Origin of the sequence: Hoskinsella mucinilytica (assembly GCF_045223415.1) — a bacterium.
In the GTDB taxonomy this organism is placed as follows: domain Bacteria; phylum Bacillota_I; class Bacilli_A; order Erysipelotrichales; family Erysipelotrichaceae; genus Hoskinsella; species Hoskinsella mucinilytica.
Genome location: NZ_JBEQZJ010000005.1, coordinates 17,651 through 31,130, shown reverse-complemented (window position 1 = coordinate 31,130; position 13,480 = coordinate 17,651). Strand labels below are relative to the sequence as shown.

Annotated in this window: 13 protein-coding genes; 11 read left to right on the top strand and 2 right to left on the bottom strand. The window is 34.1% G+C overall.

Going from position 1 to position 13,480, the window contains the following annotated elements; genetic code table 11:
* Nucleotides 1-41 precede the first annotated feature (41 nt).
* The 4 genes from UGRO018_RS02630 (at nucleotide 42) to UGRO018_RS02615 (ending at nucleotide 4,341) form a co-directional block, all read left to right on the top strand.
* A complete protein-coding gene (locus UGRO018_RS02630) occupies nucleotides 42-653 on the top strand; it encodes a heavy metal-binding domain-containing protein (protein WP_416324900.1) in 612 nt (203 codons plus the stop codon).
* An 84-nt stretch (nucleotides 654-737) separates the two neighbouring features.
* Nucleotides 738-1,706, top strand: coding sequence for a helix-turn-helix transcriptional regulator (locus UGRO018_RS02625; protein ID WP_416324899.1), 969 nt, complete (start codon nucleotides 738-740; stop codon nucleotides 1,704-1,706).
* Nucleotides 1,707-1,720: 14 nt separating this feature from the next.
* Nucleotides 1,721-2,482 carry a GNAT family N-acetyltransferase gene (locus tag UGRO018_RS02620; protein ID WP_416324898.1) on the top strand — a complete coding sequence of 254 codons (762 nt, stop codon included), beginning with the start codon at nucleotides 1,721-1,723 and terminating at the stop codon, nucleotides 2,480-2,482.
* Nucleotides 2,483-2,571: 89 nt separating this feature from the next.
* Nucleotides 2,572-4,341 carry a DUF885 domain-containing protein gene (locus tag UGRO018_RS02615; protein ID WP_416324897.1) on the top strand — a complete coding sequence of 590 codons (1,770 nt, stop codon included), beginning with the start codon at nucleotides 2,572-2,574 and terminating at the stop codon, nucleotides 4,339-4,341.
* 82 nt (nucleotides 4,342-4,423) lie between these two features.
* Here the strand turns inward: UGRO018_RS02615 and UGRO018_RS02610 are convergent, their stop codons facing one another.
* Complete coding sequence (locus UGRO018_RS02610; RefSeq protein ID WP_416324896.1) at nucleotides 4,424-5,314, bottom strand: PHP domain-containing protein; 891 nt, start codon at nucleotides 5,312-5,314, stop codon at nucleotides 4,424-4,426.
* A 164-nt stretch (nucleotides 5,315-5,478) separates the two neighbouring features.
* On the opposite strand from UGRO018_RS02610, the gene UGRO018_RS02605 reads away from it, so the two are divergent.
* The 4 genes from UGRO018_RS02605 to UGRO018_RS02590 all read left to right on the top strand — a co-directional run bounded on the left by UGRO018_RS02605 (nucleotide 5,479) and on the right by UGRO018_RS02590 (nucleotide 10,649).
* Entirely contained in the window at nucleotides 5,479-6,132 is a 654-nt protein-coding gene (locus UGRO018_RS02605; protein WP_416324895.1) for an MmcQ/YjbR family DNA-binding protein, read from the top strand.
* Nucleotides 6,133-6,364: 232 nt separating this feature from the next.
* Nucleotides 6,365-7,246: a BglG family transcription antiterminator LicT gene (gene licT, locus UGRO018_RS02600; protein WP_416324894.1), complete on the top strand. Its 882-nt coding sequence runs from the start codon at nucleotides 6,365-6,367 to the stop codon at nucleotides 7,244-7,246.
* 90 nt (nucleotides 7,247-7,336) lie between these two features.
* On the top strand, nucleotides 7,337-9,163 hold the full coding sequence (locus UGRO018_RS02595; RefSeq protein ID WP_416324893.1) for a beta-glucoside-specific PTS transporter subunit IIABC: 1,827 nt from the start codon (nucleotides 7,337-7,339) through the stop codon (nucleotides 9,161-9,163).
* Nucleotides 9,164-9,176: 13 nt separating this feature from the next.
* A complete protein-coding gene (locus tag UGRO018_RS02590; RefSeq protein WP_416324892.1) occupies nucleotides 9,177-10,649 on the top strand; it encodes a glycoside hydrolase family 1 protein in 1,473 nt (490 codons plus the stop codon).
* A gap of 53 nt (nucleotides 10,650-10,702) precedes the next feature.
* Here UGRO018_RS02590 and UGRO018_RS02585 read toward each other — a convergent pair whose 3' ends face one another.
* On the bottom strand, nucleotides 10,703-11,311 hold the full coding sequence (locus UGRO018_RS02585) for a flavodoxin (protein ID WP_416324891.1): 609 nt from the start codon (nucleotides 11,309-11,311) through the stop codon (nucleotides 10,703-10,705).
* Nucleotides 11,312-11,705: 394 nt separating this feature from the next.
* Here UGRO018_RS02585 and UGRO018_RS02580 point away from each other — a divergent pair, with 394 nt between their 5' ends.
* The 3 genes from UGRO018_RS02580 (at nucleotide 11,706) to UGRO018_RS02570 (ending at nucleotide 13,451) form a co-directional block, all read left to right on the top strand.
* Entirely contained in the window at nucleotides 11,706-12,611 is a 906-nt protein-coding gene (locus tag UGRO018_RS02580; protein ID WP_416324890.1) for a PD-(D/E)XK nuclease family transposase, read from the top strand.
* Between the two features lie 111 nt (nucleotides 12,612-12,722).
* Nucleotides 12,723-13,031 (top strand): transposase, encoded by a 309-nt coding sequence (locus UGRO018_RS02575; RefSeq protein WP_416324889.1) that lies wholly within the window; start codon nucleotides 12,723-12,725, stop codon nucleotides 13,029-13,031.
* 111 nt (nucleotides 13,032-13,142) lie between these two features.
* Nucleotides 13,143-13,451 carry a transposase gene (locus UGRO018_RS02570; RefSeq protein WP_416324888.1) on the top strand — a complete coding sequence of 103 codons (309 nt, stop codon included), beginning with the start codon at nucleotides 13,143-13,145 and terminating at the stop codon, nucleotides 13,449-13,451.
* The last annotated feature ends 29 nt before the right edge of the window (nucleotides 13,452-13,480 follow it).

Below are 13,480 nucleotides of genomic sequence, written 5' to 3'. Positions count from 1 at the left end.
CTAAAAAAAGCTTTATAATGATAAAGAGAGGTGTAATCGATATGAAAAAAATTTGTGATGTATGTGGTAAGAAAGCAGAAGGTTTAGGAACTTGTGCAACAAAATTTAATGATGTAGTACTCTGTAGTAATTGTTATGAAAGCTTAGATGCTTTCGCTCATGGGCGAGGCGCAAAAAGTCAGGAGAAGTTAAAACAAAAACACGAACTTGCCATCAAAGAAATGCAACAAAAAGGATATCCGCAAAAGGTTATCGAACAAGTGGATCTATGGTTTGATCAAAGGGAAGAAGAACTGGAAGTAAAAAAGAAAGTGGATGAATCAGAAACCTTTATGATGACAACATGCCCTGGCTTTGAAGGCTATCACATTGTTGCCTATCATGGTGTAGTAAGTGGAGAAAGTGTATTAGGTACAGGTTTTTTGAGTAGTTGGAATGCCTCAATATCAGATATGTTAGGTGCAGAATCCGAAAGTTTTACTGATAAGCTACAAGAAGCAAGAGCTTATGCCAAAAAACGTATTGTTAGCAACTGTATCAAAGCAGGAGGCAATGCTTTGATAGGAGTAGATATTGAGTATACGATGTTTCGTAGTGATATGATCGGTGTCATCATGAACGGTACCAGTGTAACCATTGAAAAAATCGAATAAAAGGAAAGAAAATGCGCAAGTAAAATCAAGTAATGTAAGAAAAAATCAAGTATCATGATAGTTATGAATGAGGTGAAATGTTTTATGTATGAATGGCACAAACGAATGCAAACGATCGTAGATGAAATCGATCACGCTATCAGACAGTATGATGATGAAGCATTGACCTTAACCTATCTATCTAAACAATTTGGTTATTCTGAATATCATATGACAAGAAAATTCAAAGAAATCTCAGGGATGCAGTTTCGTGATTATTTAAGCAAACGAAAATTGGCTTTTGCGTTAAAGGAACTACGTGATAGTCAGAAAAGTATTTTAGATATCGCACTTTCCTATGGTTTTAGTACACATGAAGCATTTTCCAGAGCATTTAAACATACGTATGGTATATCTCCCAGTGCCTATCGTAAAGATCCTAAGCCAATCGTACTTCGTAGCAAGCTCAATCCTTTTGATCGTTATCTTTTAGGTCAAGAAGAAATAGGAAATTTCACATCAAACGAAGCGATTACGACCTATTTTATCACCATACCGGCACATAAATTTCTATTTATCAAAAATGATGAAAGCAATGGTTATTGGGATTTTTGGCAAAAACAGGCTTTGATTCCGGGACAAGATAGAGAAACCATTTGTGGCTTATTGGACAGTATCAAAGGAAAACTGGACGATTTTGGTGATAGTGAAGCGAATAGTGGAAGTGGTCAGCTTATCGCATATATCAGTGATCCAAATGGAAGGCTATGTGATTGGGGATTTCTACGATCAGAGTGTTATGGGGCACGACTTCCTTATGATTATCAAGGTGAAATACCCTCACAAATGCAAATGATCGATATCTTTGAAGCTGAATATATCGTATTTGAACACGGTCCCTTTGATTATGATCAAGAGAAACAGCAGTTAGAAGCCAAAATGGAAAAAGCAATGGCAGAGTATGATTTTGAAAATAGTGAATATGAATACGATACCACACCGGGAAGGATCTTATATCTTTACTATGATCCAAAACGATCTTGGAAATATGTTAGACCAATACATAAGAAATAAAGGGAGAATGCCATATGGAACAAATCATACCGAAGTTTATAGATGTTAATGAACATAATATCTCAGAAGAACATCTGTGTTGTATCATACGTAAAAGGAAGCCACATCAAGGTATTGAAGCCAAAAAACGCTGGTTGATAGACCGATTTCAAGAAGGACATGTATTTCGCAAATTAAATGTAGAGGGCATTGCTTTTATCGAATATGCACCTTTAGAAACCGCATGGGTTCCGATTCAAGGAGAGCGTTATCTATATATTTATTGCTTATGGGTCAATGGTAACTTAAAAGGAAAAGGATATGGAAAATTATTAATGCAATCATGTATCCGTGATGCTATGGAAAAAGGATTATCCGGTATTTGTTTATTAGGTGCCAAAAAACAAAAGGCTTGGCTTACAGATCAAGCGTTTGCGAAGAGCTTTGGTTTTGAAGTTGTCGATACCACAACATATGGTTATGAATTACTTGCGCTTTCCTTTGATGGAAATAAACCTAAGTTTATGCCTACCGTAAAAAATCATAAAGTCGAATATCAAGATCTAAGCGTTTATTACAGTATGCAATGTCCCTATATTTGTCAAAATCTAGAAATCATCAAAAAGTATTGTGAAGAAAAACAGCTACCATATCATCTAATACCAATAGATAGTGTTACAAAAGCAAAACAGCTTCCATTTGTGTTTCATAATTGGGCAGTATGTTATCAAGGGGAGTTTATCACGGTTAATCTATTATTGAATACAAAATATTTAGATAGACTATTCACTAGATGATATCACGATGAAAGGAATATCCTTCGAATATAAATTGCTTCTTCGATTACTGTTCGCTATAATGTAGGTAATACAAGAGAGGAGATTATATGAAAACAACGAAAAGACTCACGCTTCTTACTTTATCCGTTTTGATGGCATTATCTATCGGTGGATGCTCTCAGAAGGATTATGCTGAGGAACAGAAAAAATTTGATGATTTTATGCAACAAGAGTTTGTGGATTCAATGGAAATGAGCTATCCTAACACACATATTATTTTGGAGCATCCAGAAAATTATGGGGTGGATACAAGTAAAACCAAGATTCAAATCGACAGAGAAATGACAGAGGCTGTCTTTGAGGAAAACAGAGAGCTTACAAACAGCTCAGCAACAGCTTTTGCGAAAATTGATCGAGATGCACTGACAGATGAGCAGAAAGACACATACGATATTTATAAGTTTATGATGGATTACACTCTGGAGATGAATGATTCTAAGTTTGATTATATGGCAATGCCTTTAGAATCCATGACAGGAATGCACACACAGCTTCCTACTATGTTTTCTGATTGGACATTACGTAATGAACAGGATGTCAAGGATGTCATAGAATTGATGAAATCGGTAAGACCATATATGGACAGTATTCTTGATTATACAAAGAAACAAGAAGAAAAGGGTACTTTGATGTTGGATATCAATAACGTGAAGGAATATTGTGAAAAGGTCGTAAAAGAAGATGTAGACAGTAGTGTGTTGATTGGTCTTAATGAAAGTATAGATCATCTTCAGTTAGGGGAGGAAAAGACATCATTTTATAAAGAGGAATTGAAGAACGTATTCCAAGAATATTTCTTGCCAACCTATAGTGATATTGTGAAAGTGATGGATGAACTTGATCCATCTAAAAATCAAACAATGGGTCTTTCTCATATAAAAAATGGAAAAGAATATTATGAATTATTATTTAAACAGGCTACTGGTTTGGATAAATCTGTAAAAGAGGTCAAAGAGGAATTGATGAGTATGTTAAAATCATCTTTATTAAATTTTCAGTCAATCATCACTGATCAAACAGAATTATACGAGTCCTATATAAATGACGAAATTAAAACAAAATATGAAGATTTTGAAAGTATGTTGAAGGATCTTGAAACAGAAATAAAAGAAGATTTCCCTTCAATAGGTAATCTGGACTATCAAATCAAACCTATTGGTGAAGATCTTGCATCTGGTGGTGTTGCGGCATATTTTAATATTCCAGCACTTGATGGTACGACGCCAAAACAAATTCGTGTAAATATGTTAAAAGATGCTTTGGATGTTCAATCTTTAGAAACATTTTCAACAGTTGCTCACGAAGGAGTTCCGGGTCATATGTATCAGATTGGATATGCTTATAAGAATATCCAAGATCCATGGAGAAACAGCCTTGCCAATTATCTTGGTTATACTGAGGGTTATGCAACCTATGTAGAGCTATATGTATTAAAATACCTTGATGGCGTATCTGAGGATGTAGTAAAGTTACATCAGAATATGATGGTATATCAAGACTGTTTGATTGCCCTTGCGGATATTGGTATTCATTATGAAGGCTGGACAAAAGAAGAAACACAGAAATTCCTAACAGATTATGGTCTTGACATTTCTGATATCGATAGTTTCTATTATCAAGTCCAAGCAAACCCTACTGCATTTATTTCGTATTATGTTGGCTATGTACAAATGGCAAATATGAAAAAGGATGCTCAAGAAGCACTTAAGGATAAATTCAATGAGAAGGAATTCCATGAGGCAATTCTAAAAAGTGGTTCTGCACCTTTCAGTGTTGTAGAAAAGAATGTAAAAGAATATATAAAGCAAACAAAATAAAAACGCAAAAAAGAGATTTCGAAAATGACTGTATGTTTCATTCATCATTTCAGAAATCTCTTTTCATGTCTGATTGTATGATCTATTTTAAAGCATCTAAAAATCGGTTTAAAATCATATCACTATGAATGACTTCTTCACCAAAATCTCCCATCTGAATACTTGGCTTTAACTTACCATGGAAATCACTTCCACAGGTCATCAATAAGTTATGTTTTTTCGCAAATTCTTCATAGAATCGATTATGTTTTGGCTCATGATAATTGCTGTAGACCTCAATTCCATCGATTCCATAATTGATTGCCATTTGTAATAAATCTTCTCTTTGATAAAAGGTTTGAAAAGGATGTGCAAGGATGGCAATACCACCGGCATCATGTATCAATTGTACAGTTTCTTCAAAGGAAGGATATGCGACATGAACATATAAAGGTGATCCTTTTTGACATTGATCCCAAAAGAAATTGACAGGTGCAGGATCAGATCGTTTACCTCCCGGTAAATAATCTTGGAAGTCTTTGATATTCGCATTTGCCGGGTCTTGAAAAATCTTGGTACACAATAAAAACCAAGGGTTATTTCCATTCGCTTCTTCAATGATTTGCTTTTCATCTATTTCGATTCCATAAATTTCTTTAAATTTTTGAACTCTTATCGTAAACGCATCATCGGAAAGTTTTTGAAGTTTATCCTGTAAATGAATAAAATACTCTTGATGATAATCAAATCCATAACCTAAAAGATGGCATTCGATATCCGGAGTGAATAGCGTTGAAAACTCTATTGCGGGAATAACTTGTATATGTTGCTTAGCACCTTCTTCTATCATATCATCAATGCCTCGCATACAATCATGATCACTTAAGGCAACATATTGTAACTGTTTCTCTTTTGCAATCTGAATCAGCTCTTTTGGTGTAAATTCGCCATCCTTGCTATAGCATGAATGCATATGTAAATCAAACTTTGTCATATCATCACCGATCCTTCCTTAAACACTCTTACATTATAGAAGATATTTTATGAGATACAAGTAATTATTTATTGGTAAATTCATGATGAGCATTAGAATCAACACGAATTCATTGTAGATAATATCAAAAGTAGATATAATGATTTACAGAGAGGGTGTTAAAGATGAATAAGGATGCGATTTTAGATGCCTATGAATTAAATGTTTCTGCCTTAAAAGCTTATGGTTTTTGTGAAAGTAGGAATGGATATACCTATCAACAAGAATGTAATGAAACTTTATATCTGAAAATTGAAATAAATGATCAAAGGTTTCGTGTGAATGTGTATGATAAAGAGTTGAATGAGGAATATATACCCTTTCAATTATCCTCAGCATCCGGTAGCTTTGTGACAGAAATCAGAAAAAAAGTTGAGGTAGTGGTTCAGGATATCATAGAAACATGTATGACACCGATCGGACTTAGAAATGAAATATTTTCTCATATGAAAGAGGCGTATCAAGTAGATCCTGAATATCCTTGGGATAATCAGCCAACCTATGCTGTTTTTAAGATACCGGAATCTAAGAAATGGTTTGCGTTGATGATGAGAATTCCATATCGTTATTTAGGAATGAAAAAAGAAGGTGTCATTGATGTCATCAATCTGAAAGTAAGACCTGAAACGATAGAGAGCTTGATAGATCATGAAAGTTTCTTTCCGGCTTACCATATGAATAAGAAATATTGGATAACGGTCATGTTGAATCAAAGAGCTACCTTTGAAAAGGTGATCAATCTGATAGAAGAAAGCTATTTACTAGTGAAAAAGAAATAGAATTATTAAAAAGTTAGGGTTATTTCTTTATGATGTATATTCTGACTTTTATTCTAATTTTTATGGTTGAAAACATTTTAGGAAAACGCTTGCATAACGGTATTTCTTGTGTTATTATAAAAATGCAATTAGGATGGTAATTGTCATCAAGACGAGCTTAACCTATTTACAAACGATTGTTTTTCGTATTGTGAATAGGTTTTTTATGTGTAAAGGGAAAGAAGGGTAGAATATGATAATACAAAGAATTCTTACAAATAATGCATTAATCACACTTAATGATGAGGGAAAAGAACAAATCGTCTGTGGAAAAGGCATTGGGTATAAGAAACATATTGGTGATGAAATTGATCAAGCCATGATTAATAAAGTCTTTATCTTGGCACGTAGTACACTAACAAAGCAATTAGAGCAATTGTTATGTGATATCCCCTTAGAATATATCGAAACATCCAATAAGATCATTGAAATGGCATGGGTCGATCTGGGAAAAAAGATGAATGATAGTTTATTGATATCGTTAAGTGATCATCTTTATGCGACTATGCAGAGATTTTTGGATGGTGTAAATATATCCAATGGTTTACTTTGGGATATCAAACAATTTTATGAAGAAGAATTTGAAATTGGCTGTAAGTCTTTAGATCTTATCGAAGAAACCTTTAAAGTACGTCTTCCTGAAGCAGAAGCAGCCTATATTGCTCTCCATTTGGTCAATGCAGAAATGGATGATTCAAATATGGAAGAAGTCTATAACATAACCAAAGTTATACAAGATATCACAAATATTGTAAAGTATTATTTCTCTATTGAGTTTGATACAAAATCTGCTTATTATTACCGATTTATTACACATTTGAAATTCTTTGCACGACGCTTATTTGCAAAAAAACAGTATCAAAGTGAAGATGATTTAGATTTCTTGGATGTTGTCAAAGTAAAATATGAAACTTCGTATAAATGTGTATGTAAAATAGGAACGTTTTTAGAAAAGAAATATCAGTATACGCTCACTGATGAAGAAAAATTGTATTTAACTATTCACGTTCAGCGAGCGGTATATAAAGGAAGAAATGATCGATCAGAAATAAAAGAAAAGGATGTGATGAGATAGAATATGAAAACTTTTCACATATAGGATGGTAACATTAAGTTGGCTTAACCTTCATATTACATACTTTTTATAAAATGGAGGAAAACAAAAATGGAAAAGTATAACAGTTTAGCAAAAGATATTATTGCCCATGTCGGTGGGAAAGAAAACATCACTGGTTTACGTCATTGTGTTACTCGTTTACGATTTAATTTATTAGATGAAAAGAAAGCAGATGATGACTATCTGAAGAATTTGGATGGTGTCATTACCGTAATGAAAGCCATGGGTGAATACATGGTGGTAATTGGCGAGCACGTACCTTATGTGTATGAGGAAGTTTGTAAAGAAGCAGGATTAGACAATGTGTCAACTAATTCAGATGAAGAAGTAAAACCAAAAGGAAGTGTCATGCAACGAATCTTGGGGGTTGTAATGGCAGCGATGGGTCCAACCTTAAATTTAATGTGTGCATGTGGTATTATCAAAGGTCTACTTGTAGTTGCGACCATGGTAGGTATTACACCTGAATCCGGTATTTATGCATTATTGAATGCAGCAGGAGATTGTTTCTTCTGGTTTATGCCATTATTATTAGGATATAATGTAGCGAAAAAGCTAGAAATAGATCCTGTATTTGGTTTCATTCTATCTGCAGCACTGTGTTATCCAGCTATCCAAGGTATAGATATTAGTTTATTTGGGTACGTCGTGAATGCTACATATACCTCTACTTTTTTACCAGCAGTATTTGGCATAGCAATAGCCGCACCACTTTTTAAATTCTTTAATAAAATCATACCATCCTCATTTCGTGGTTTTGCGACACCATTGATTACATTATTAATTTGTTTCCCGTTGACATTCATTATTGTTGGGCCATTGGCTAACTTAATCGGTGTAGGAATTAATGGAGCAATTACGTTCTTGTTTAATATCAGTCCTTTGATTGCAGGAACTTTATTAGCAGGTACATGGCAGATATTGGTATTGTTTGGTGTTCATGGTGTACTAGTAATGTTTCCTTTTATGGAACTTATGCAGGGACATCCAAGTCAGATATTAGCATTTACCAGTTGCGTAAGTTTCGCTCAAATTGGTGTTGTGTTAGCTATATATCTAAAGACAAAAGATCAGAAGTTAAAATCAGTAGCACTTCCTGCATTTATTTCTGGAATTTTTGGTGTCACAGAACCAGCAATCTATGGAGTTACATTACCTAGAATAAAGATGTTTGTAATATCTTGTATCGGTGGTGCTATTGGAGGTCTTATAGTAGCCATAACGAATATCACTGCGTATACTTATGCAGGGATGGGAGTTGTCGGTTTATTAGGATTATTGAATCCAGCAGGTGCTGAGATACTTCCTATTGCTCTTATGGTAGTGATTCCATTTGTATTCTCATTTATTGTTGCTTATATGATGTATAAAGATGATGTTGTAGAAGCTCCTGAAAAAATAGATTCACCTAAAACAATCCATCAGGAAACTATCGTATCACCTATGAAAGGTCAAATTATTTCATTAAATGATTCTAACGATGAGGCATTTTCTAGCGGTGCTTTAGGAAAAGGGGTTGTCATTATTCCAGAAGAAGGTGTTGTAAAAGCACCATGTAATGGCACAATAAGAACTCTATTTCCTACAAAACATGCTATTGGAATCGTATCAGAAGATGGATGCGAAGTCTTGATTCATGTAGGTATGAATACAGTACGTTTAGAAGGAGAAGGGTTTCATGCTTTAGTAAAACAAGGGGATCAAGTAAAAGTAGGACAAGAACTACTGAATTTTGAACGTGATGATTTAATAGCTAAAGGCTATGATTTATCAACACCAATCATCATAACAAATAGTGATAATTATTTGGATATTGTAGAAATGAATACAAAACATGTAAATATCGGTGAAGAATTACTCACCGCAATATGTTAAGGAGGATAAAAATATGAGTTTTCCAAAAGGATTTTATTGGGGTGGTGCCACAGCAGCAAACCAATGTGAAGGTGGATGGCAAGAAGGAGGACGTGGCCCTGCTAGAACCGATGTTACAACAGGCGGAACCGCAACAACATCACGTCTAATAACTTATCGTTTATCTGATGGCACTACAGGAGCAGTTTCACAATTTGAAGGATCCTTACCTAAAGATGCAAAAGGATGTGTTTTAGATGGCTATTATTATCCTAATCATGAGGGAATAGATTTCTATCACCGCTATAAAGAAGATATTGCATTATTCGCCGAAATGGGTTTCAAGATGTTTCGGATGAGTATTTCATGGTCAAGAATTTTTCCTAAAGGTATTGAAAAAGAACCAAATCAAGAAGGATTGGCATTCTATCGTAGTGTATTGGAAGAATTAAGGAAATATCATATAGAACCATTGGTAACAATATCGCATTATGATACACCTTTATATTTAGAAGAAGAACTAGGAGGATGGAGTAATCGTGAGCTTATTAAGCTTTTTGGTCGTTTGTGCGAAGTGATATTTCACGAATATAAAGATTTGGTTACTTATTGGTTAACCTTTAATGAGATTAATAATCAGTTAATGGTGAAAGAGTTTTGGCCAAATTTAACAAAAGACGAATTGAAAGAAAATTATCAAGCATTACATAACCAATTTGTCGCAAGCGCAAAAGCTGTACAACGTGCACATGAAATTAATCCAAAATTTAAAGTTGGATGCATGATTGCGGGTATGTGTTCTTATCCTTTAACTTGTGATCCAAAAGATGTATTAAAAACACAAAAGAAAATGCAAGATTCTTTCTATTATTGTGGCGATGTTATGGTGAGAGGCGCTTATCCGGCTTTTGCGAATCGAGTGTGGAAAGAAGATGAAGTCGTTCTCAATATGGAACCGCAAGATGCTCAGGATTTATTAAAGGGTAAGGTTGATTTCTTTAGTTTCTCCTACTATTCTACGAGCTGTGTCACAACACATGATAATGTAGAAATGGATGGTGTTGGAAATTTATCTTTAGGTGCAAAAAATCCTTATATTCAATATTCTGAATGGGGATGGGGTATGGATCCTGATGGGCTTCGCTATTATCTAAACGAAATTTATAATCGCTACCAGATTCCTGTTATGGTTGTAGAGAATGGTTTAGGAGCAACAGATACTTTAGAAAAAGATGGAAGTGTTCATGATCCTTATCGTATTGAATATGTAAGAAGCCACATTAAGGCTATGGAAGAAGCAATAGAAGATGGAGTAGATTTAATAGCTTATACACCATGGGGCTGTATTGATTTGATTAGTGCATCTACAGGTGAAATGAAAAAACGCTATGGTTTTATTTATGTAGACTTAGATAATGAAGGAAACGGAACAAAAGATCGTTATAAAAAAGATTCCTTCTATTGGTATCAACAGGTAATTGCATCAAATGGAGATGACTTAGATTAAATGAAAAAAACTGCTTGGATGTGTCACCACATTTGAGCAGTTTTTATATAATTTTAAAAACCAATTTTTTTAAGCCATTCCTTTACTTCAGGAGCCGCAGTTTCTATCTTCGTATCTATAATAGAATACCCTTCTAGAACTGTAGCTTGATTTGCTGCTTTTGTGATACTTTCAAAACTGGAACCGGATCCACCACCACCTGAGGTACAGAAAGGAATTAGTGTTTTATTCGCAAAGCTATGACTTTCCATGAAGGTTAGAATAGCCATAGGCGTGTCTGCCCACCAGATAGGATAACCTATGAAAATATAGTCGTACTGTGAGATGTCCTCAATCGTACTTTTTAATGCAGGCCGTGCTTGTTCTTGCAGTTCTTTTTCGGCTTCTTCTAATATGGTATCATAATCCTCAGCATATTGTTTTTCTGTTTCAAGTTCAATCATATCGCCACCAACATAGCTGTGAATAAGTTGTGCAAGTTGTTCCGTATTACCACTTCTTGAATAATAAACAATCAATATTTTGTTGGAATCTATGGCAGTATCTTCTTTGTTTTGTTTATCATTAACCGTTTGTGCCTTCTGGGTGTCGGTTTTTTGTATGCATCCAGATGTTCCTAATATTAGGAAGCATACAGTGAAAATAGAAAAAAACTTTCTCATAAGAGACGCCCTCCTTTTCTTTTAGTATAGCATAGGGAATATCGTTTTGTGGAGTTTCGTTGATAGAAAAAATTACCATGGAAGATCTTCTATTTCAGTATAGCTACAATCGTTTCTATTTCAAATACTTATGATAAATAGAAAGCTATGCCTAAGATGAATATGAAAAGCATGTGGAATCTTAATAGTTTTATTTGTATGATTATCAAATTCTAATGAGTGTCTTGTTTATTTTATTAGGTTATATTGTCCGTATTTGTCGTAATTCATAAATCTTAAGAAAATATCATAAATTTTTCTCTCTTATTTTTAGGATTTTTCACCTTCTTTACGTATTAGATATATGTAAGGGTTTCTTGGCTGCAATACCTTTACTTACAAAGGAGGTTTTAAAATGAATAATGATTTGCAGAAAAATGAAGTAAAAGTTAGTTATCGTAATGATGTCTGTTTTAAGTATGCTTTATCCGGTGAGGATGTAATATCTCGTAATATCAGAGATACTGTGATCAAAGATATTACAGGTATTGAGCCAGTGGAAAGTTATGTTGAAAAAACAGAATACCTTCCCATATCGTTTGATGGGAAGAAAATTGTCATGGATGTGCATGTCAAGGACAAGGAGGGACGAGAATACAATATTGAAATGCAAAGCTATGGTGCTGTGGCTACTGAAAAGAAGCGATTCTTTATGTATTTGATGAGGATGATGTTAGATCAATTGAATAGAGGAAATGATTACACCACTTTCCATCCGACCTATCTAATCATCTTTGTGGATTTTGAAATGGACGAAGATCATGAGTTGATCAATCGCTATGAAATGATGAAAAAAACGGGTCGACCATTGTTAGAGAATGATATGGCGGTCATATATTTTGTATCGTTGCCATCACTGAAATATTTGAATAAAAAAGTAAAGGACATGACAGATGTAGAAAAACTATGTTACCTATTTAAAAACGAAGCCGATAATGCTATACTAGAAGCAAAGGAAGGCGTGGTGGATCAGTATATGAAAAAATATGATGATTTGCAGAATGATAAGGATCTATGGTCGTATGCAGTACAAAGTGAGATTGCGGAAATCAGAGATAGAGCGATACAGCAAGAGATGTATGATAGTGGAAAAGCTGAAGGAAAAATTACAACGCTTCAAACATTGATTCAAGCCAAATATCATGAAGATGCAAGAGAGTGGTTATTAACACTAACTCCAGAGCAATTAGAAGAAGCTACCATACATATTTTGAGCTGTGATTCTTTAAAAATATTAAAAACACGTTTATCAGAAAAATAATAATCAGCAAAGGAAGTAGATGAAAATCTGCTTCTTTTTTACGATTACCTATTTATAAATATGTTGTACGATGCTATACTGGAAGCAAAGGAAGGCGTGGTGGATCAGTATATGAAAAAATATGATGATTTGCAGAATGATAAGGATCTATGGTCGTATGCAGTACAAAGTGAGATTGCGGAAATCAGAGATAGAGCGATACAGCAAGAGATGTATGATAGTGGAAAAGCTGATGGAAAAAATGAAGGAAAAATTACAACGCTTCAAGCAACGCTTCAAACATTGATCCAAGCCAAATATCATGAAGATGCAAGAGAGTGGTTATTAACACTAACTCCAGAGCAATTAGAAGAAGCTACCATACATATTTTAAACTGTGATTCTTTAGAAATATTAAAAACACGTTTACCAGAAAAATAATAATCAGCAAAGGAAGTAGATGAAAATCTGCTTCTTTTTTACGATTACCTATTTATAAATACGTTATACGATGCTATACTGGAAGCAAAGGAAGGCGTGGTGGATCAGTATATGAAAAAATATGATGATTTGCAAAATGATAAGGATCTATGGTCGTATGCAGTACAAAGTGAGATTGCGGAAATCAGAGATAGAGCGATACAGCAAGAGATGTATGATAGTGGAAAAGCTGATGGAAAAAATGAAGGATTAATTGAAGGAAAAATTACAACGCTTCAAGCATTGATTCAAGCCAAATATCATGAAGATGCAAGAGAGTGGTTATTAACACTAACTCCAGAGCAATTAGAAGAAGCTACCATACATATTTTAAGCTGTGATTCTTTAGAAATATTAAAAACACGTTTATCAAAAAAATAATAATCAGCAAAGGAAGTAGATGAAAATCT

Excerpts from the sequence above, each read along its gene's own strand:
- UGRO018_RS02630 (WP_416324900.1), top strand. The coding sequence starts at position 42 with ATGAAAAAAATTTGTGATGTATGTGGTAAGAAAGCAGAAGGTTTAGGA.
- UGRO018_RS02625 (WP_416324899.1), top strand. The coding sequence starts at position 738 with ATGTATGAATGGCACAAACGAATGCAAACGATCGTAGATGAAATCGAT.
- UGRO018_RS02620 (WP_416324898.1), top strand. The coding sequence starts at position 1,721 with ATGGAACAAATCATACCGAAGTTTATAGATGTTAATGAACATAATATC.
- UGRO018_RS02615 (WP_416324897.1), top strand. The coding sequence starts at position 2,572 with ATGAAAACAACGAAAAGACTCACGCTTCTTACTTTATCCGTTTTGATG.
- UGRO018_RS02610 (WP_416324896.1), bottom strand. The coding sequence starts at position 5,314 with ATGACAAAGTTTGATTTACATATGCATTCATGCTATAGCAAGGATGGC.
- UGRO018_RS02605 (WP_416324895.1), top strand. The coding sequence starts at position 5,479 with ATGAATAAGGATGCGATTTTAGATGCCTATGAATTAAATGTTTCTGCC.
- licT (WP_416324894.1), top strand. The coding sequence starts at position 6,365 with ATGATAATACAAAGAATTCTTACAAATAATGCATTAATCACACTTAAT.
- UGRO018_RS02595 (WP_416324893.1), top strand. The coding sequence starts at position 7,337 with ATGGAAAAGTATAACAGTTTAGCAAAAGATATTATTGCCCATGTCGGT.
- UGRO018_RS02590 (WP_416324892.1), top strand. The coding sequence starts at position 9,177 with ATGAGTTTTCCAAAAGGATTTTATTGGGGTGGTGCCACAGCAGCAAAC.
- UGRO018_RS02585 (WP_416324891.1), bottom strand. The coding sequence starts at position 11,311 with ATGAGAAAGTTTTTTTCTATTTTCACTGTATGCTTCCTAATATTAGGA.
- UGRO018_RS02580 (WP_416324890.1), top strand. The coding sequence starts at position 11,706 with ATGAATAATGATTTGCAGAAAAATGAAGTAAAAGTTAGTTATCGTAAT.
- UGRO018_RS02575 (WP_416324889.1), top strand. The coding sequence starts at position 12,723 with ATGAAAAAATATGATGATTTGCAGAATGATAAGGATCTATGGTCGTAT.
- UGRO018_RS02570 (WP_416324888.1), top strand. The coding sequence starts at position 13,143 with ATGAAAAAATATGATGATTTGCAAAATGATAAGGATCTATGGTCGTAT.